The 18,283-nt window shown below is 38.2% G+C and carries 19 protein-coding genes; 13 read left to right on the top strand and 6 right to left on the bottom strand.

The annotated features are described in order from the left end of the window. The first annotated feature begins 339 nt into the window (after positions 1-339). Positions 340-543 (top strand): hypothetical protein, encoded by a 204-nt coding sequence (locus tag MKZ25_RS15690; protein ID WP_340733131.1) that lies wholly within the window; start codon positions 340-342, stop codon positions 541-543. Between the two features lie 58 nt (positions 544-601). Here the strand turns inward: MKZ25_RS15690 and MKZ25_RS15685 are convergent, their stop codons facing one another. Both MKZ25_RS15685 and MKZ25_RS15680 read right to left on the bottom strand, forming a co-directional pair. Further along, the gene (locus MKZ25_RS15685; protein ID WP_340733130.1) at positions 602-1,282 is read right to left on the bottom strand and encodes a hypothetical protein; all 681 of its coding nucleotides are present in this window, start codon (positions 1,280-1,282) and stop codon (positions 602-604) included. Next, the gene (locus tag MKZ25_RS15680) at positions 1,279-1,485 is read right to left on the bottom strand and encodes a helix-turn-helix transcriptional regulator (protein WP_339173265.1); all 207 of its coding nucleotides are present in this window, start codon (positions 1,483-1,485) and stop codon (positions 1,279-1,281) included. Before MKZ25_RS15680 ends, MKZ25_RS15685 begins: the two co-directional genes overlap by 4 nt. Positions 1,486-2,224: 739 nt before the next feature. Here MKZ25_RS15680 and ltrA point away from each other — a divergent pair. The 4 genes from ltrA to MKZ25_RS15660 all read left to right on the top strand — a co-directional run bounded on the left by ltrA (position 2,225) and on the right by MKZ25_RS15660 (position 6,666). After that, entirely contained in the window at positions 2,225-3,121 is an 897-nt protein-coding gene (ltrA, locus tag MKZ25_RS15675; protein WP_340799763.1) for a group II intron reverse transcriptase/maturase, read from the top strand. Beyond that, the gene (locus MKZ25_RS15670; protein ID WP_340801943.1) at positions 3,025-3,510 is read left to right on the top strand and encodes a group II intron maturase-specific domain-containing protein; all 486 of its coding nucleotides are present in this window, start codon (positions 3,025-3,027) and stop codon (positions 3,508-3,510) included. Before ltrA ends, MKZ25_RS15670 begins: the two co-directional genes overlap by 97 nt. Before the next feature lie 106 nt (positions 3,511-3,616). After that, positions 3,617-5,179, top strand: coding sequence for an acyl-CoA dehydrogenase family protein (locus MKZ25_RS15665; RefSeq protein WP_340802315.1), 1,563 nt, complete (start codon positions 3,617-3,619; stop codon positions 5,177-5,179). A gap of 17 nt (positions 5,180-5,196) precedes the next feature. Further along, positions 5,197-6,666 carry a class I adenylate-forming enzyme family protein gene (locus MKZ25_RS15660; RefSeq protein ID WP_340802313.1) on the top strand — a complete coding sequence of 490 codons (1,470 nt, stop codon included), beginning with the start codon at positions 5,197-5,199 and terminating at the stop codon, positions 6,664-6,666. Between the two features lie 36 nt (positions 6,667-6,702). Here the strand turns inward: MKZ25_RS15660 and MKZ25_RS15655 are convergent, their stop codons facing one another. Beyond that, positions 6,703-7,248, bottom strand: coding sequence for a TetR/AcrR family transcriptional regulator (locus MKZ25_RS15655; RefSeq protein WP_340802312.1), 546 nt, complete (start codon positions 7,246-7,248; stop codon positions 6,703-6,705). Between the two features lie 372 nt (positions 7,249-7,620). Between MKZ25_RS15655 and MKZ25_RS15650 the strand changes: the two genes are divergently transcribed. From MKZ25_RS15650 to MKZ25_RS15625, 6 genes are all read left to right on the top strand, one after another. Then, positions 7,621-8,898 (top strand): IS110 family transposase, encoded by a 1,278-nt coding sequence (locus MKZ25_RS15650; RefSeq protein ID WP_340802310.1) that lies wholly within the window; start codon positions 7,621-7,623, stop codon positions 8,896-8,898. A 410-nt stretch (positions 8,899-9,308) separates the two neighbouring features. Continuing rightward, positions 9,309-11,240, top strand: coding sequence for a sigma-70 family RNA polymerase sigma factor (locus MKZ25_RS15645; RefSeq protein WP_340733125.1), 1,932 nt, complete (start codon positions 9,309-9,311; stop codon positions 11,238-11,240). 80 nt (positions 11,241-11,320) lie between these two features. Continuing rightward, positions 11,321-11,800, top strand: a complete 480-nt coding sequence (locus MKZ25_RS15640; RefSeq protein WP_340733124.1) for a hypothetical protein — start codon at positions 11,321-11,323, stop codon at positions 11,798-11,800. A gap of 244 nt (positions 11,801-12,044) precedes the next feature. Further along, the gene (locus MKZ25_RS15635) at positions 12,045-12,539 is read left to right on the top strand and encodes an RNA polymerase sigma factor (protein ID WP_340733123.1); all 495 of its coding nucleotides are present in this window, start codon (positions 12,045-12,047) and stop codon (positions 12,537-12,539) included. Then, complete coding sequence (locus MKZ25_RS15630) at positions 12,536-13,084, top strand: zf-HC2 domain-containing protein (protein WP_340733122.1); 549 nt, start codon at positions 12,536-12,538, stop codon at positions 13,082-13,084. Before MKZ25_RS15635 ends, MKZ25_RS15630 begins: the two co-directional genes overlap by 4 nt. 1 nt (position 13,085) lies before the next feature. Next, positions 13,086-13,406 (top strand): YfjL-like protein, encoded by a 321-nt coding sequence (locus MKZ25_RS15625; RefSeq protein ID WP_340733119.1) that lies wholly within the window; start codon positions 13,086-13,088, stop codon positions 13,404-13,406. Positions 13,407-13,535: 129 nt separating this feature from the next. On the opposite strand, the gene MKZ25_RS15620 is transcribed toward MKZ25_RS15625, so the two are convergent. Both MKZ25_RS15620 and MKZ25_RS15615 read right to left on the bottom strand, forming a co-directional pair. Beyond that, positions 13,536-14,540 carry a VanZ family protein gene (locus MKZ25_RS15620; protein ID WP_340733118.1) on the bottom strand — a complete coding sequence of 335 codons (1,005 nt, stop codon included), beginning with the start codon at positions 14,538-14,540 and terminating at the stop codon, positions 13,536-13,538. Between the two features lie 115 nt (positions 14,541-14,655). Next, positions 14,656-14,997, bottom strand: coding sequence for a winged helix-turn-helix transcriptional regulator (locus tag MKZ25_RS15615; RefSeq protein ID WP_079524372.1), 342 nt, complete (start codon positions 14,995-14,997; stop codon positions 14,656-14,658). Between the two features lie 105 nt (positions 14,998-15,102). Between MKZ25_RS15615 and MKZ25_RS15610 the strand changes: the two genes are divergently transcribed. Beyond that, complete coding sequence (locus tag MKZ25_RS15610; protein WP_340733116.1) at positions 15,103-15,486, top strand: RidA family protein; 384 nt, start codon at positions 15,103-15,105, stop codon at positions 15,484-15,486. Positions 15,487-15,569: 83 nt separating this feature from the next. After that, on the top strand, positions 15,570-16,547 hold the full coding sequence (locus MKZ25_RS15605) for an alpha/beta fold hydrolase (protein WP_340733115.1): 978 nt from the start codon (positions 15,570-15,572) through the stop codon (positions 16,545-16,547). Positions 16,548-16,940: 393 nt separating this feature from the next. On the opposite strand, the gene MKZ25_RS15600 is transcribed toward MKZ25_RS15605, so the two are convergent. Then, on the bottom strand, positions 16,941-17,915 hold the full coding sequence (locus MKZ25_RS15600) for an Abi family protein (protein WP_340733113.1): 975 nt from the start codon (positions 17,913-17,915) through the stop codon (positions 16,941-16,943). Between the last annotated feature and the right edge of the window lie 368 nt (positions 17,916-18,283).

Genomic DNA, 18,283 nt, shown 5'->3' with positions numbered 1-18,283 from the left:
CATGTGTTTAAAACTATCAATAAGTAAATGAAATAGCGCCCCCCTGATCATCCGGTGGGCGCTTCATTGCACTATTAGCTGCTATTTTAGCCCCCCGTTCTACAATTGTATTATACTCAGAAATAGTCTCCACAAGATCATCTATCCATACAATATATGTAAATTATAATATATCGATGTCTTCATTTATACAACAATCGGGTCATGGCGCGAACCTTCAATAAGAAGATCGCGTTTTTCCGTTTTAGGACTATTTAATAATATGAGCAACTGGTGATATATGGTAGGGTGGATTAAGAGGTAAATAAGACCAGATAACGAGGGGAGAAGAGTGATTATATGAGAAAAAATCAATTATATTATTTTAGCTATCCCATTATTTATTTTATTCTTGCCACAGTTGGTCAATATGTTTTGAATGCTGATATTAAATGGAAGGAGAATTTATCCTTTACCGTAATTGCGATTGTAATTCTCTACTTATCCTTAGTAATTACAAATTGGGCGAATACACCCCCAAAAAAACGCGGGGAGAAAAAGTAAGCCCTGTTTTAGGTAGGTTAAAACAGAGCTTTCTAAAGGTTGAGGACAATTTTGATTCTTACTTTTTAATGGCTTTCTGGGGTTTTAAACTGCTCGTAAAAATAGTTAAGCTGATCAGTAAAATTACACCGATACCAATAATACTTACAGTTTGGTTATTACCGGATAATATAGAGTAATACATGAGTCCGAAAATAAGTAAGACGAGCAGAAATAGAATAAGGAAATATAATTTATATAACGATTTTAACAATACATATTTTTGTCCGTCATCGTACATGTTTAAGGTATCTAAAACAGGCTCCTTTGTATTTGGTACAGGAGGGGAATAATTCGGGAAAATGATCGATGTCATTTTTGAATCTGACATGGATAACAATAATGAAACAACTCCAAGAATAAATGATGTTAATACAATTTGCGGATGGTCTTCTCGTAAGAATATAAAGCCGATGACAGTTGCTATAAAAGCAATGACCAGTGCAGTTATGATTGAATTTGGGATTCGATAATATTTTCGTTCAAGGGAGTCGAAAAAAGTGTCTTCATTATCGGTTGGCGAAAAGTTCATAGCACGTGATATTTTAATATTGTAGGCAGCTGCAAAAACTAATAAAAGGCCGCTACTAATATTGCAAAGAAATAAAAGCGTTTCCGTTGTAGAAATAACAGAATGGGATACCCATAATTGTTGCAGGCTGTAAATTGTAATAATTAATGCAGTTGTTAACATAATCATTCTAGTTCCTCCTTCTCAAAAATAAAAATTTGTTCAATGGGTTCATTAAATACATTCGCGATTTTTGTGGCGATTAATAATGATGGCATATATTCATTTCTTTCAATCAGACTAATTGTTTGGCGAGAGATCTTTGCCTTTTTGGCTAAATCCGTTTGGTTCATACCTTCTCTAGCACGCAACTCCTTTAATCTGTTTTTCATTTCATCACCTCAAAGCAATTGTAAACGATATAAGTCATAATGACAATGATAATAGTCAAAAAGAAACTGATTGTTGTCATGTATGTAGTTAAAAAAATATTTCCTGTGTCGTTTTGTAACATCTATTTTGCTTTTTATCTAACAATCGGAAGCTTACCTTGAAAAAGTTCAACCCTAAAAGTAAACAGTGTTTACTTTTGGGGTTATTTTGGTGTGCCCGGCATGCACAACAGCCTGGTGGTGAAAGTCCACTACAGGCTTGGCAGTAGGAACTGTTAGCGAAAGACAAGGGTGTCCATGGTGACGTGGAATCTGAAGGAAGTCGGACGCAAACTCTCGAACTGACGAACAGAAATCAGATAAAAGGCTGACTTGGGACGGATGAGCTTGCCAAACAAAGCGAAGTCCAATACTGCCCAAATCCCATACAGTAAATCTGGCAGTTACATGAGAGGAAGGCGGTTGTGCTTACCCGGGGAGGTCTCTTGAGGGTTATTCAATTAACAATTTGTTTAGTGATAAATGGATGAATCAAGAGAAGTCAGCAGAAGCCATAGTAGTCTTCGACAAAAGATGAAGGGCCGAACAATCTTTTAAATCTTGAAAGAAACAAGGAGGTGGAGACATCCCGCCAAAACACAGAAAACATCAAGGTATAGACCGAATAGATGGCTACTTATAGAGGGATAAGCTGGAAGCGAAAGAGTATATAAGAGCGTGTAGGGATGTAAACATGGAAATGAAGAAACAAGAAAGTATCAATTTAATTGACAGAATTGCGTCCCATAGAAACCTATGGAATGCATATAAGAAAGTAAAAGGAAATGGAGGAGCACCTGGAATCGATGGTATCACGGTTGATGGACTGAAGGCGCATTTAATAAAATATGAGGAACCATTGAAAAGGAAATTAAAAGATGGTTCCTACCAACCTCAACCAGTGAAACGAGTAGCTATCCCAAAAGCGGATGGCTCCAAACGATATCTAGGTATACCATGTGTATTGGACAGAGTTGTTCAACAAGCCATTCTACAAGTCATCCAACCAATAATTGATCCACACTTTTCAGACAAAAGTTTTGGCTTTCGAAAAGGTCGAAACCAACACCAGGCAATTGCCCTCGCTAAGAAATATTACGAGGAAGGTTATCGAACAGTGGTGGACTGTGACTTGAAAAGTTACTTCGATACGATTCATCACCAGCGACTACGAGCTTATTTGGAAGAATTCATAACAGATAAAATAGTACTTAAGCTAATATGGAAATTCTTACGCTCAGGCATATTGGACAAGGACATCCTCATTGAAACGACAGAAGGTACACCCCAAGGGGGTCCACTCTCTCCAATTCTAGCAAACGTGTATTTAAACAAGCTAGATAGAGAGTTAGAAAAACGAGGACACCGATTCATTCGCTATGCGGATGATTTTGTGATTTATGTAAAGTCACCAAGAGCAGGTGAACGCGTCATGACCAGTGTCAAGAATTTTATCGAAGATGAACTGGGTCTCACAATCAATGAGCAGAAAAGTAAAGTGTGTGGCGCAACAGCAGCTACATTCTTAGGGTTTCATCTACAAAATCTGTCGGGAAAGTGGGATACCGACCAATCAAGTCCGCCAAGAAACGACTAAAAGATAAGCTAAGAATACTGACGAGTCGTAAACGAACAGGGACATTTAGTGAGATTGTGAAAAGAATCAATCAAACAACGGTTGGTTGGATTAATTACTATGGAGTTGCCAACATGAAAACTTTCATCCAAGAATTACAGGGATGGTTAAACCATCGCTTACGTCAATTAATATGGAAACGGTGGAAGCTACCACGAACTAAATATGTGAAATTACGCCAATACGGAATCCAACATGATGAAGCGATGAAAACGGCGCATTCAAGAAAAGGGTACTGGCGAATATCACGAAGCGAGGTTCTACACCAAGCCATTCCAAATAAAAGGCTCGTAAAATGGGGACTGAAAGACCTGTCCCAATTTTACGAGCAAAGATACTCAAAAGGTTGAACCGCCGTATACGGAACCGTACGTACGGTGGTGTGAGAGGTCGGCTAGCCAATTAATGGCTAGCCTCCTACTCGATTGTAAAATTCAGGAAAAAGGAGATGAATTGATGATTAAAGTACAGAAAAATGAACAATACACTTTTGATGAGTTTTTGGAGAGTCGAGCCGCACTCAATGATTTAGACAATCCGTTTCTCCAACAAGTATTAAAAGAGTTTACGGGTAATGGCTATGACGAATTAATAATGTCACTGAAACCATTTAGTGAAAAGCTTTCTTATGACTGGCGTCGTGCAACAGCAGAATACGCACGTCCCGAAAACCATCCGAAAATCCGACATTTTGATGCTTATAATCATCGCATTGACCGCATTATCCGACCACAAGAGGCGGTGCAAATAACACAAGAAGTTTTTCGTGAAGCTGTTTTTTCAGAAAACAACTTACCGTATGAGGGGATTATTAAACGCTATCTTTTACAAGGCAATGGCGAAGCCGGTATCTCTTGTCCGCTTGTTTGTACGGATGGTCTGATTGCACTCATCGAGGCTTATTATGATGAAGTACCTGAAGCAGTGCGCGAAATTCATCGACATGTAAAAGAAGGAATCAACGGTGACTTTGGAATAGGTGCACAGTATATGACTGAAATGCAGGGCGGCTCAAATATTCCAGCGAATGTTTTGAAGGCTGTACCGGATGGTGAGGTCTATCGTTTATATGGACATAAATTTTTCTGCTCAGCTGTTCACTCAGATTATGCAGTGGTGACAGCACGTATTGAAGGGACTGATGATGTTGCGACATTTATCGTGCCTTCATGGTTACCAGGGAATAAAGAAAAAGAAATTCGTAATCATTATGAAATTAACCGTTTAAAGTGGAAACTTGGCACAAGTGAGCTTCCTTCAGGCGAGATTGAATATAAAGGTGCACTCGCGTATCAAATCGGGCAACAAAATAAAGGTGTAGCAATTGCTGTTAGTATCGTACTTACAAGATCCCGTTTAGATATTGGATTTGGTAGTGGGGCATTTATGATGCGTGCTGCTCGGGAAGCGAAGCTATACGCGGGTTTCCGGGATGTGTTTGGTCGTAAAATTGAGCAGTTTCCAATGGCGGCTGCGCAAATAGCAGATTTGGAATATGCAGCGAAAAGAACGGTAGCGACAGCATTTAATATTTATAAAAGATTTGATTCAATGGATGGTTCCCCATTAAAGGCCTTTGCGAACCGTGAAATGATTTTACTTCAAAAAATATATGCTTCGAAAGAGACTGTTGAAAAATTACGTTTAGCCATTTCCTTATTCGGGGGGAACGGAGCGATTGAAGATTTTAGTGATATTCCGAGATTGTTTAGGGACAGTATGGTCAATGAACTGTGGGAAGGTCCAAGGAATGTACTGTTAGCGCAAGTTTATCGTGATTTATTGAAGTCAAAATGGCCATTGCCAGATGTGCTTCGTGAAATGTTCCCGCAGTTATCGGAGCAAGAACTAAATAATTATGCAAAGGAAATTGAATCGATTGCTTCAATTAATTTAGTCGATTTCCCAAATCAAGAAAATATGCGTGCAGCTCGTCGATGGGAAGCTTTATGGGAGGAGCTTTTTGTCTCGTATCAGGAATATGTAACAAAGCCGTTTGAAGATTTACCAATTTTATAAACAAAGGGGATAGGGTTATGAACATTGGTCAAGTATTAGCGAGTCGTGCAACATTACAAGGAGAGAAAGTTGGTTTTATTCACAATGAGGTGCAGCTAACATTTGCTGAAATGAATGCTCGTGCAAACAGTTTTGCACAGTATTTGCTGGAGAATGGGCTTCAGGCAGGAGATAAAATTGCATTACTTTGTAAAAATAACGAGCATGTTGTAGCAGCATTTTTCGGTGCAGCCAAGTTAGGCATTATCACAGTTGTGCTAAATTATCGTTTACAAGGGGCAGAGTTACAATACATTGTGGAGCATAGTGACGCTAAATTACTAGTGCATGATGAAGTGTTTCAAGAAGTGGTAAGGCAGTTGCCGATCACAGGGATTAGCACATCAGAACTTCAAGGTATTTATTCTGAGACGGCATCCGAGCCAATTCATGTAACACATTACCATGAGCCAATTTTGATGATGTATACATCTGGAACAACAGGTAAACCAAAAGGTGCGATGCTCTCGCATTACAATTTGCAAGCAGCTTCCATTGGTTTAAGCCATACAATCGATTGGTGGGAGCAGGATCGTTTCTTAATGGTTGCGCCGTTTTTCCATATCGGCGGATTTGCTCCACTTATTACGAATGTACACGTTGGGGCAACAATGATTTTAATGGAGGACTTTCATCCAGTAGAAGCATGGAAAGCGATTCAGGAACATCAAATTACAACGATGATGACAGTTCCAGCTATGCTTGCATTTATGTTGAAGACTTATCCAATGGTAAAATCCGATATTTCAAGTATTCGTAATATTTCATGTGGTGCTTCAGTAGTACCAACCCCACTTATTTTAGGTTTTAGACAGCTTGGTATTCCAATTCAGCAAGTGTACGGCATTACCGAGTTTACAGGTGCGGTTTCATTTTGGAAGGAGTCACAAAACAAAGAGAAATTCACATCGATGGGGAAACCGGTTATGCAAGCGAGTGTTCATATTGTTGATGTCGAAACGAAGGAACCGGTCGCACAAGGAACTGTCGGTGAAATTGTTTTAAGCGGTCCGCAAGTATTTGTGGGGTATTACAAAAATGAAGAAAGTTATCAGCAAACAGTACGCAATGGGGAAATGTACACAGGAGATGCTGGATATATTGACGAAGATGGCTTTTTATATGTAGTGGATCGTTTGAAAGACATGATTATTAGTGGTGGAGAAAATATATATTCAGCAGAGTTAGAAGCTGTTCTAGCTGAGCATCCGGCAGTAGCAGAAGTAGCTGTTGTCGGTGTACCAAATGAACAATGGGGTGAGGTACCGCGTGCTTACATTGTCGTAAAAGAAGGAGAGCACGTAACGGAGGCAGAGATAATTGCTTTTAATAAAGAACGATTAGCATCCTATAAGTCTATTAAAGAAGTAGTATTTTTAGATCAATTACCTCGCAATGCAGTTGGCAAAATTTTAAAAACACATTTAACTGTTGCAAACCCGGTATAACGATGAAAGGTGATAGAAGAAGCTTTCTATCACCTTTTATAAACGTTTTTTTAATTGCGACACATAGTAATCAGCTAGCTTTTGAATTGCGGCGATTTTGGCTTCTGTATCGCGATTGGGAATTTTTTTATAGGAAATGATTAGTCCGTTTAATGTCGAGAATAAAAGTTGAGCTTCCACTTTAGCATTTGGTCCTGAAATTTTTTGTTCAAATAAATCGAGAAGCTGATTGATTTCATTTAATATCGGGAGAAAGTTTTTGGAATGATCTTGATCAAGTGAAAAATAGGTCATGATTTCAAACAGTACTTCAGAAGTAAACATATGATGTAAATACTCTTGGACAAACTGTTCCAATTTCTCAATTGTTTGCAAGCGCTCCAGCAGCTCATGGCTCGCATATTGCATGGCCGCATAGTAAATAGCTTCTTGTGTATCAAAATATTTATAAATAAGTCCAGGTGAAATACCCGCTTCTTTAGCAATTTGTCTGATTGTTACATTTTTAAATGAGTTTTTACTAAATAATTTAATGGCTACCTGTAAAATATGCTGTTTAGTACGTTCACCTTTTGTTATCATAGAGCCTCCTAAAAGCGTTGTTATAAAAAGTATAACGTTATTTAGTTTATTAAAAAAGGCGTTCTAAAACTGTTTCAAATCAATGTAGCCAACAATCGTGCGCTTTTCTGAAATAGGAGAGCGCTTTTTTTCATGAAAGTCTTTATAAGTAAAGTATAAGTTTTCCAAATGGAAGCTTATGCTTTATTTTTTTATGATAAGCTTTAAAAATATTTCACAAAATGAAACCTTTACCGTAAAACCGTACTCTAAGTTAATAGGAGCATTCCTGTTAGAAACATTTTCGGGGACTTGAAAACAAAAAAGCCCTCCTGTATGATGCTTGAGTATCAACGACTAAATTGACTCATTCATCTACGAGAGGACTATCTAATGAATTCTAATATGAACCATAAAATTAATCAAGTTTCTGAAAATACTCTGGTAATCGGTATCGACATTGCGAAGCACAAACATTTCGCCTGTGCCATTGATGATCGAGGCCGAGTGCTCCAAAAATCATTTCCCATTGTGCAGTCACGCAGTGGATTTGAAGGCTTTTATGAGCGACTGCTTACGTTAAAAGCTACACATGAAAAACAGGAAATCCTCGTTGGTTTTGAGCCAACAGGACACTACTGGATGAACTTGGCGGCGTTTCTGACAAGCTACGGAATTCCATTCGTCATGGTCAATCCGATGCACGTCAACCGTTCCAAGGAATTGGACGACAATCTTCAAACAAAGAATGACCAAAAAGACGCACTTGTCATCGCTCGCCTCATGCGAGACGGTCGCTTCAGCTATCCTCGAACTCTCGAAGGAATCGAAGCTGAGTTACGAAATGGTGCGACATTACGCTCAAAGATTCAAGAAGATTTAAATGCTTTACACAATCGGATTATTCGTTGGCTAGATCGCTTCTTCCCAGAGTTTACACACGTATTTAAAAGCTTCGGCAAAATGGCGTATGCGGTACTCGAAATGACACCACTGCCATCGGATATCAGAGGGAAAACACCTGAAGAACTACTATTTTTATACCGCCAAGTAGACGGAATGAAAAGTCCCCAACTACCAAAGGCAAAACAATTAGTCGGGGTTGCGCAGGCTTCAATCGGACTGACAAAAGGCTTAGTGATGGCCAAATTGGAAATCGCCACGCTACTTTCTCAAGTGAAATTAATGCAAGCCCAGCTAGACGAATTAACAGCTCAATTAATTGAGCTCTCGAAACAAATGACAGATTATGAGTATTTAGCATCGGTCCCAGGAATCGGAGACGTCACAATTGTCGATTTACTATCAGAAGTAGGTTCACTCACACAATATGAACATCCACGCCAATTAATCAAACTAGCGGGACTCACATTGCGTGAAAACTCTTCCGGTCAGCAAAAAGGACAAAAACGGATTTCCAAACGAGGAAGACGCAAACTTCGCGCCCTCTTATTCCGAGTCATGATGCCGTTAATCTTGCATAATTCTGCATTTAAGCAATTACATGAATATTACACCACACGCTCGATCAATCCGCTTCGCAAGAAGCAATCCATCGTTGTGCTATGTGGGAAATTACTCAAGATTTTACATGCCTTGTGCAAAAAGAAAACCATGTTTAACGAACACCAAATGATGAACGATTTCGCCAGTCTTCAAACCGCTGCCTAAGCGTACACATCAGAAGTCCAAACAAGAGGATGACACGGAGAAGCCGGCATTATTTATCCCATTCGACCGTTGATTCATATTCAAATGAGTCCCTATAGGAGCATCGCCAGCCTCTGCCTTATGAATAGACCGAACGAAGGAATGTACGCGCAATCAGACGCCTAGAGACATGGGAGGGTCCGTCATCATAAGAAACGCAGAGATCCAAAAGTGCATCAATATACTGCACTGGATCAGGATCACCATTACCAATTAATGGTTAATCCTATAGCGAAGCGTTCGCACGGAATGTAAGAAAAATCAAGAATTACAAAATAACGATAGATGTATGTGTCAAAAAAATATTTTTAGGACACTCAAAAATGGCGCAAGCCATTGATATATCAACATTTATAGAGGGAGGGAAGGCAATGGATCAGTACATACAACAAGCACTTGCTGGTGATGAAATGGCGATCTGGCACATAACGACGATGTATAAGCCTCGATTACTCGCTAAAGCAAATTCCTATATGAAAAATAAGCAGGATGCGGAAGATATTGTGCAGGAAACGTTTATAAAAGCATTCGGTGCACTGGCTCAGCTGAAAGAACCGAAATATTTTGCGACATGGCTATACAAAATATTGATTCGTGAAAGCTTTTCTGCAATGAAAAAGAAGAAGCGCACGGAGCTGTTAGAGGTAGAAATCATGGAACAGCTTCTGTTACTGGATCAGGAAAACAGCGAGGATTACAGCGAGTTGCATAACGCAATAGAAAGCCTTAAAAAAGACTATCAAATGGCCATAATATTACATTATTTTTATGATTTTAAAGTGTTTGAAATCGCGGAAATACTAGGGAAGCCGAACAACACAATTAAAATGCATCTGCACCGCGGCAGAAAAGCGATACGCCTGAAGCTGGAGGAAACGATGCAAAAGTCATTACAACAAAAGGATGTAAAACGCATGTTAAAAGAACAGTTATTGAACTTAGCAAAGCAATATGGAAATATACCTGCACACTATGAGCTGGAACTTGAAAATTATCTGGAGGATGGAATTTCTTCATACATGTGGAAAGGGCAAAGCAAGGATGAAATGGTTTTTATGCGTTTAGATGAAAAAGGCCGGCTGGATGATTTTGCAAAAAGCGCAACAAAAGAAGGTCCGCCGATGACGGAAGAGATGAAGCTTGAAATCGCTCAGCGACAGCTACGGGAGCAATACCCGGAAGCACCTTCGTATTATACATTAATAGAACAAAATAAAAAGGAAGCAAGTACAAGCTTTAAATTTGGGCAAGTTGTTGGCGGTTTTCCGTTAGACGGTTTTTATTGTCGTATAGAAGTGACCGATCCAGGTGAGGTCATTCAGTTCACTTATACAGGCTATATGGAAAATCCTCCAGAAATGCCAAAGAAGCTTTATCCAACGGAGCGTATTTTAACTACATTATACGGAGGTGATTGGTTACTCGGTGCTGTATGTTTTGATGAAAAATACGATTCCGTTCAAGAGTCGGGTATATATGCAATCTATGAGTCTAAGCGATTAACGCGTGCCTATGATGCGGTGACAGGCAAACCGCTACATGATGACGATGATGAGTCAACGCAAATCTATGTGCCGTTTCCGAAGGTTGAAGCACTGCCGAAAAAGGTCAAGATGGAAGAAATCATTGGCATCAATGAGGAATGGGAACAATATGAAGAAGAAAGCATGGATGAGGCGTATGAAGAGCTGAATTGGCGTCCTAAAGGCTGGGAAGATTCTGGGGGGAAAACATACGATCAATATATGAAAAATAAGTTTGAAAATCGGATAAAAGTAAAAGTGGATAAACGAACGAAGCGCTTAATTAGTTTCATGTGGTTAACTGAAAATGAAGGTGTGGCGAAGCTTTCTGAAGAAGAATGCTTACAAATTGCCGCCCAGTTTATCCAAACATATTATCCGGAGTACACACCATATTTATATGTAGAGGTGAAAGAGGAAGATGACCTGGAGAAAAACCGCGCCTTTTTCCGATTTGTAGTGCACAAGGATGGATTATTTGTTGAAAATGAATTTTTCCATATGAATATTTGTAAAAAAACAGGCGCTATTCTGATGTTTACAGCAGCGAATATAGCGGTTGAATCTATCGAAAAGTTTGAGCCGAAAGCGATTAAGCCTATTGAAGAATTGCTGCCGCTAACAGGCATAAAAGTTCAACCGGAGTGGAAGAGGGTATACGGAAAAACAGAGCAGGATAAGGATGAAATGCGCCTTATTTACCGTATTCAAATGACGGACGGTGCTTTTATAAAAGGGATTAATGCGGAAAGTGGAGAGATTATTTATAGCTTGATCTAACTTAGATATAAAATATTGCGCGGCAACCATGGGAAAACACAGGGATGTAAAGGAAAACAATGAAAGAGAGGGCTTTATCCATGATTTTGAAAAGAGGCGTAACAGGCTTTACTTCAGAGGATTTATCACTTGAGCGTGATTGGTCTGCCCATACTGCTGAATTTAAAAAATATTGCTACGCGTATGTTCAGCAATTAAATGGGCGCATGATGGCCTTTTATGAGCCGGATCATGATATTGGGTATGCCCATGCTCATGTGAAAATCGGTGAGAAAGAGTTCTATATTTTTCATAATAATATGTATGATTATATAGCCTTTACCAGCAATCGTGATATTGTGGACTTAAAATTTCTTGATCCTCAAATAGTGGGCGCACTGTTTGAAAATCACTATACAGTATTAACTGCATCACAATTAGCAGAGCCCTTAGTATATCAAACGAATGGCAAAGGGATTATTCTGATGAATGCTAATGAACTTAATGATGTGGAACTGCGTTTTATGAAGCATTTCCGGTCACAGACAGTAGGAGATTTAGTATTTAATTATTGGGATTAGTAAGTATCATCGCGGGCCTAGCACCGTTACATAAGAAGTTGAGGATTTCGGTACCGAACCGGATTCCTCTTATTTTTGTTGTTCATGGGATTTTTACTCTGACACTAACAGGAATCACAAAATATATCTACACCTGGATAAAGAAATCTAAGGGAAACTGGTTACAAAATATTTTAGAAGAATTTGTAACGAAATAGAGGGTCGTGGTATTAATACTACGAACAACAAGAAAGTGAGGGCAGTTATGAACAAGCTAGAGGAACAATATGAGCAAATTCATCCAAAACTCTATGCGTTTTTTCTATCCAAGACAGGAAATCGGATGACTGCTCAAGATCTTTGCCACGATACATTTTATGAGGCCTGTAAAAGCATTGGCTCCTTTAATGGACATTCCACTTTGTCGACATGGATATTCTCGATTGCGGGGAATTTACTGAAAAAATATTACCGGAAAAACAAGTATCAGCAAAGCTTAATGCAAAAACTCGCAACTCTTCCAGAGACTGACATGCTATCACTGGAAGAGTTAGCAGAAGTTAATGAAGATACAAGAATACTTTTACATCATATTTCAAAACTGGATGATGCCTCAAGGGAAATTGTATTGCTGCGCATATATGGAGAACTGAGCTTTGCAGAAATTGGTGATTTAATTGGTAAATCAGAGAACTATGCGCGGGTGACGTTTCACCGGCTGAAATTAAAGATTCAAAAATTAATGGAGGTGACTTTATGACCAAGGAATGTCCGATTATCCAAGATCTTTTACCTTTATATGAGGAAGATTTGCTTCAGCTGGAGACAAAACAATTTGTCGAGGAACACTTGAAAAGTTGCCAAGAGTGCCGCCAGATGGCAGAACAATCTCAAATTCCGCTGCCTGTTGAGGTAGAACATGGCGGTGGCTCTAAAAAAATGATTCGGAAAATTACACTGAAGCTGACAACGATACAGATTTTCTTTGTTGCGGTTGCCTTTATCTTGGCGATGGGGACGACCGTGATGAATAACAAGAGTGGATTTATTCTGACCTATGCCTTACTGGGCGCGGTTACCTATTTATTTTACCGTTCAATTCTTATAGCCGTTCTGCTTGCAGGGATACCGAATTTTATATGGAACTGCCTGTTGTATATGACGGATTGGTTCGGTGAATTTTATGGGGGAAACTTTTTGGAGGCTTTTTCGATCGCACTCACAGCCGTGATTGTTCATTTAATCATAACGTTTATCGGAATTGTTATCGGCTTTTGCATTCTTAAAGTAAGAGAGGAAAATTAATATGAAAAAGAAAATACTATATAGTGTAATTGCTGTTTTGTTAATTGGTGTGCTAGTGTACGCTTACATGCAAATGAGCGGAAATACAGTGCATAAACAAAGAGCAAAAGAGAGCCTGGAAACATTTTTGCAAGAAACTTATCCAGAGATGGACTATGAGATTAAACAGGTAGGATACGGTTGGACGGATGTCACGTATGAGTTTGAAGTGGTGAGAAAGGATTCCCTGGCAGTAGAAACTACCTATACGTTTTATGTTTCCGGTTTCGAGCCTTATGAGGTGTTCAGTGATACAATTCGTGAAACGAGCATCAACGACTGATGCAGGGGTAGTATCCATTTCACCGCTGGTATTGAAACGAGTAGGATGCTGAAAAATAAAGGCTGATTGAAAATTTTGATCTGCACCCCCTTTACCAAGGAGGTGCAGTTTTTCTGTGGCTAGATTTTGCTAAAATAATGATTTAATCTTTCCTTTTATCCTGTTAATCACCTTCTGCCCCGCATTTTCCTCTGTAAGTGTGACATCCCATATCAAGGCATATGTAATTGGATTCGCATCTTCACTGTTTACCTTTATTGTTAAAGCATTCACTTCATTAAGAGGAACTTCAAAAGACTCTACGCCGTTTTCGCCACTTGTAGCGGATAACCCGACCGAGTAAATTAAATCTCCACCGCTGATGAACTCCATTTCAATATTCTCTGTACTTGAAGCGTTCAATACATCGTCAGGTATTGCCACATACCCAGTCATATATTTATATTGGCCATTTAAAAGGTACACGAATTCATTGGCTTTCGTATTCTCTCGATCAATTAAATTAATGTGTGGGGTTACTTCATTTTGGCCAACTGTAAAAGTGGACAAGTTTTCATCCCACTGGATCGACCCATCTTCTTGAATCAGATCATTCAGGGCAACGGTTTCACCTTGGCCTTTTTCTAAATATTGATTCATCCCGCCGACAATAATTATTGTTCCAAGTGCAAGCACAATGGAAACCAGTACGATTTTAAAAATTCCTTTAAGGCTATCCCGGTTATCCTTGACGATTCGCTGTGCGGCGAAACCTACAGCAGCAGCGAGTGTATTGATCATAATGTCATTGATATCAAAAGCGCCTAAATGTGTCAGCATTTGAATCGTTTCAAGCAATGTGATCGACACAACAAAACCGATGATAAAGCGTTTAAAACTACAACGAAACAGAAGGGGAATAACTACGCCAAAAGGGATGAATGCCAAAAAATTTCCGTACTCGAAAAACCAGATTGAAAAGGCTTTTCCCATTGGATAGTGTAACGCAATGCCTCCAGGGATTAGGTTGTATCGTAAACTGGAGTCTGTCCCGAGGACCCCTCTATTAAAACCAACATATAGGAAATAGAGGATCAGTGCTGTATAGATAGTTAACAGCACAATTGTGGTTTTACGTAAATTTACTTGTTTCATAAAATGTCCTTTCTTTTCGCTCATCTACAATTTCAACAGCAAATAAAAGAACGAATTTCATTACTAGAAATTCGTTCTGTCCTTTAAAAACTATAGTATGAAACGCATAAAAATTCTAACTATTTTTTTGATTTTTCAATCCCCAATCACATAACTGTTCCAAAGCCGGTAAAAGGGTTTGTGCTTTAGGTGTAAGGCTGTACTCTACTTTTGGCGGGATTTGCGGATATTCTTTTCGTACAATCATCCCGTCTGCTTCCAATTCTTTAAGCTGTGAACTTAATATTTTGAAGGTAATCGTCCCCAATTTTCTTTGCAATTCATTAAAACGTACGGTTTCGTGTTCTGCCAATATATAAATAATGAGCATTTTCCACTTGCCGCCAATAATTGATAATGTATAGCCAAAAGGTGTCTCCCGAACGTTGCCTTTCTCTACATAGTCAGACATCCCCATATTTACACTATCCTTTCTGATAGTACCTTTCAAAAAAGTGCGTACTATTTTTTTATTTAGGACTATTTTATATTTAACCTAATCTCAAGTAAAGGAATGGTAAAAATGAAAAAAATTAAAACAGTCAACCACGATCTTTGGGATCATGGCATTTCCCAGGGGTTCAGTGTTGATGGAACCGTCTATATTTCCGGGCAGTTTTCGCATGATTCGGAAGGGGTTTTTATCGGGGAAGGAGATATTGAAGCGCAAACTCGACAAACGCTGGCAAATCTAGACCAAGTATTAGAAGGGTTTAATATTTCAAGATCGAACCTTGCTTATTTGGAAATTTATTTAACGAATGCACAAGAGGATACAGGGCCGGCGATCCAAATTTTCAAGGAATATATGGGGGAGCATCGCCCAGCCGGCAGCCTGATCGGCGTCAATTATTTGGCTTCTCCTGAGCAATTGATCGAAATTAGCGCGATTGCGTATACGGAATAGTGGAGTGAATTAGCTCAATATAAACCCTTGATACAGCTAGCAAGTTCTCTGTATCAAGGGAATCATTGAAGTCATAGGGAGTTGTGAACGTAATTAAAGGCAAAAAGAAGTTCAGATTGTGGACTATTATTAAGACTATTTTATTAGCTGCAGTAGCAGTGGCGGTTATGTGGGTCATCTACAGTAAGATTATGACCGCGTATGAACAAAGAAAATACCCGGCAATCGGGGAATTCGTCGAAGTAGATGGTAAAAAGATGCACGTTTATACAAAGGGCCAAGGAGACAATACAATTGTGTTATTAAGCGGTCTTGCAACGCCAGCACCGGCACTTGATTTTGAGCCGTTGATCAATGAATTGTCCAAGAAAAATCAGGTAGTCGTCGTGGAACCGTTCGGATATGGCTGGAGCGATCTGACAGATAAAGAACGAACAGTTGAAAACATCGTAGAGGAAACAAGGGCCGCACTCAAAAAATCGAACATAAACGGTCCATATATATTGATGCCTCACTCGGTCTCGGGTATTTATAGTTTGTATTATGCGAATCATTATCCTGAGGAAGTGAAAGCCATCATAGGAATAGATCCTACCTTACCACAGATGTCGGAGTATTTTGGTGATGACCTATTTCCTGCGATGCCTAACTATTTAGGATATATGGCACCAACCGGCATTGCCCGATTATTGGCCTATGTAGCACCAGAAAATATTCTGCCGTTAGCTGAAAAGGGTACGTATCCAGAAGTGAATTTAAAAACGGCAAAATCGATAGCTGCTGCGAAATACATAAATAAAACAGTAGTGAACGAGACGAACGAGCTAAGGGATAACTTTGATATAACGACAAATATGACATTCCCTTCTGATTTACCAGTGATGATTTTCACTCCCGAAGAACAATACGTAGAGGGGAAGTCCAAAATCGATTTTTATCATGCACAGTTACAAAATATAAAAACTAATAAATTAGTCGTTCTAGAAGGGCAGCATTATTTACATTGGACGCATTATGAGGAAATGAGCGAAAATCTGAACGAATTTGTAGAGGGGAAGTAGATTTAAAATGGAGGAAATGGGGCAGCTAGATGAACTGTTAAAGCATGAAAGCAATTTCGTTGAGTTTACTCGTGTTGTAGATACTTTTATCAGAAATCATGATAAAGGAAGAATTAACGAGAGCGAGTTATAGAAGGAGAAGATAATAAAAAAGCTTATTTAAAGGTGTATCAATACGTATATAGAAGGCACAGGTATCCTGGGGAAATTGAATAATACTTCTGAAACATGCTAATAGCATTCTAAATAAAAATATGTAAATAGTTGAAATATAAAATCATAATTAAAAGAGAGCCAGACGCATCCAGCTCCCTTAAGTGCAAGCCGAAGCTATACACCGCAATTAGTTGTATTTTATGATACTACAAGTAATATTATACGTAAAGTTTTTACTCAGATATAATTAGATAATTTATTGATTTTTTTCTTGAAGTCTGACCCCATAATAGAGGTGTGTATAGGGACAGGGATCCCATCACGTAATTGTTCAGATTCATTATGGAAATTTTTAATGATTTTCTTGAGTTCTGTTTTAGTAACACCTAATTTTTTTAACAAGAAAATAACCAAGATGAAGTAATCTATAATATTATCAAAATTAATATTATCAATATTGGTTTCACTCTGTAAATATTCCTTTAGTCTTGAGGGAGGGTTAGTTTTCTTAAATCTACAATCAAATACAACCGAATTATGCGCTACGGCATTGCGCAATTCTTTAATTAAGAAAATAATATCTTCAACAATTCTGCCGTTTTGATTATGTGAGGTAGTATGAAGATTTAAGTCTTCAGTAATTTTAATTCGAGTATCTTTATTTAAGCATTGTAAGAAGAATCCGAATACACCTAAGTTAATTACTTCAAATATAGCCCACAGAGGCATTTGTTGATTCGTGTGAAAGAAATGTTGAATAACCGGGACTTTATCGGAATAATTATAGCTGATGGCTTCATTAATTTTATTTCTAAGTTCTAAGCGCTTCTTCATTTTATCACGATATTTGCTATTGCCTGTATTTTCACTTTTATAATCATTTAAGAGAATAGTGAAAACATGTTCAAAGTCAACAGGACCTAAATTAATCAATGTATTTAAAGTATAGTTTTTAATGGCAGTTTCTATAAACATAATATTTGGGTAAAAAATTGTTTTTAAATTAGAGTCAAATTGATAGACCGCTACAACTTCATCAAATTTAGTATAAGGAATTTTATTTTCTGATTGACCGATAAAGCGGTAACCTTTAAAACCATGATAATAGCCCATATTTAGTAAGTCTTTTTTATTCTTGCTACCATTTATTTCAATGCCATGAGTATCTCTCAAATGTCTCATTAGCCCATTTACTGTTTTTCCACGAACCATTTAATTCACTCCAATATTTTAAATATTTCTTTTGTTACCATGTTACTAATCTATCAGTTAATGCATGATTATACGTACGTATTTCAATAAAATCAATCTTTGCATTTTGCAATATTTTCTTAACTCATTATATAATTAATTTTAAAAAAACTCACATAGAGTAATAAATGATTTTAACGAAATATAGGGGAATATGAAGAAGATAATGTATTTACGTAGAAATTGAAACTTTTAGGGAATAGGTACAGGTACAGCGACTGGAATGAATCTATTGGCAATTGAGTTTAATCTGACAAGCTCCATAAACATAGACAATATAATAGATAATAACGAACCGGGTGCACGAACAATTTTAATAAATCATTTAT

The organism is Solibacillus sp. FSL W7-1464 (assembly GCF_038004425.1).
Taxonomy (GTDB): Bacteria; Bacillota; Bacilli; order Bacillales_A; family Planococcaceae; genus Solibacillus.
This window is presented reverse-complemented; position numbering and strand designations above follow the sequence as displayed.

Bases quoted from the DNA above. Each gene is read 5' to 3' on its own strand.
- MKZ25_RS15610 (WP_340733116.1), top strand. From the start codon at position 15,103: ATGAAAAAAATTAAAACAGTCAACCACGATCTTTGGGATCATGGCATT.
- MKZ25_RS15655 (WP_340802312.1), bottom strand. From the start codon at position 7,248: ATGATAACAAAAGGTGAACGTACTAAACAGCATATTTTACAGGTAGCC.
- MKZ25_RS15665 (WP_340802315.1), top strand. From the start codon at position 3,617: ATGATTAAAGTACAGAAAAATGAACAATACACTTTTGATGAGTTTTTG.
- MKZ25_RS15690 (WP_340733131.1), top strand. From the start codon at position 340: ATGAGAAAAAATCAATTATATTATTTTAGCTATCCCATTATTTATTTT.
- MKZ25_RS15630 (WP_340733122.1), top strand. From the start codon at position 12,536: ATGACCAAGGAATGTCCGATTATCCAAGATCTTTTACCTTTATATGAG.
- ltrA (WP_340799763.1), top strand. From the start codon at position 2,225: ATGAAGAAACAAGAAAGTATCAATTTAATTGACAGAATTGCGTCCCAT.
- MKZ25_RS15615 (WP_079524372.1), bottom strand. From the start codon at position 14,997: ATGGGGATGTCTGACTATGTAGAGAAAGGCAACGTTCGGGAGACACCT.
- MKZ25_RS15625 (WP_340733119.1), top strand. From the start codon at position 13,086: ATGAAAAAGAAAATACTATATAGTGTAATTGCTGTTTTGTTAATTGGT.
- MKZ25_RS15600 (WP_340733113.1), bottom strand. From the start codon at position 17,915: ATGGTTCGTGGAAAAACAGTAAATGGGCTAATGAGACATTTGAGAGAT.
- MKZ25_RS15680 (WP_339173265.1), bottom strand. From the start codon at position 1,485: ATGAAAAACAGATTAAAGGAGTTGCGTGCTAGAGAAGGTATGAACCAA.
- MKZ25_RS15640 (WP_340733124.1), top strand. From the start codon at position 11,321: ATGATTTTGAAAAGAGGCGTAACAGGCTTTACTTCAGAGGATTTATCA.
- MKZ25_RS15635 (WP_340733123.1), top strand. From the start codon at position 12,045: ATGAACAAGCTAGAGGAACAATATGAGCAAATTCATCCAAAACTCTAT.
- MKZ25_RS15645 (WP_340733125.1), top strand. From the start codon at position 9,309: ATGGATCAGTACATACAACAAGCACTTGCTGGTGATGAAATGGCGATC.
- MKZ25_RS15650 (WP_340802310.1), top strand. From the start codon at position 7,621: ATGAATTCTAATATGAACCATAAAATTAATCAAGTTTCTGAAAATACT.
- MKZ25_RS15685 (WP_340733130.1), bottom strand. From the start codon at position 1,282: ATGATTATGTTAACAACTGCATTAATTATTACAATTTACAGCCTGCAA.
- MKZ25_RS15660 (WP_340802313.1), top strand. From the start codon at position 5,197: ATGAACATTGGTCAAGTATTAGCGAGTCGTGCAACATTACAAGGAGAG.
- MKZ25_RS15620 (WP_340733118.1), bottom strand. From the start codon at position 14,540: ATGAAACAAGTAAATTTACGTAAAACCACAATTGTGCTGTTAACTATC.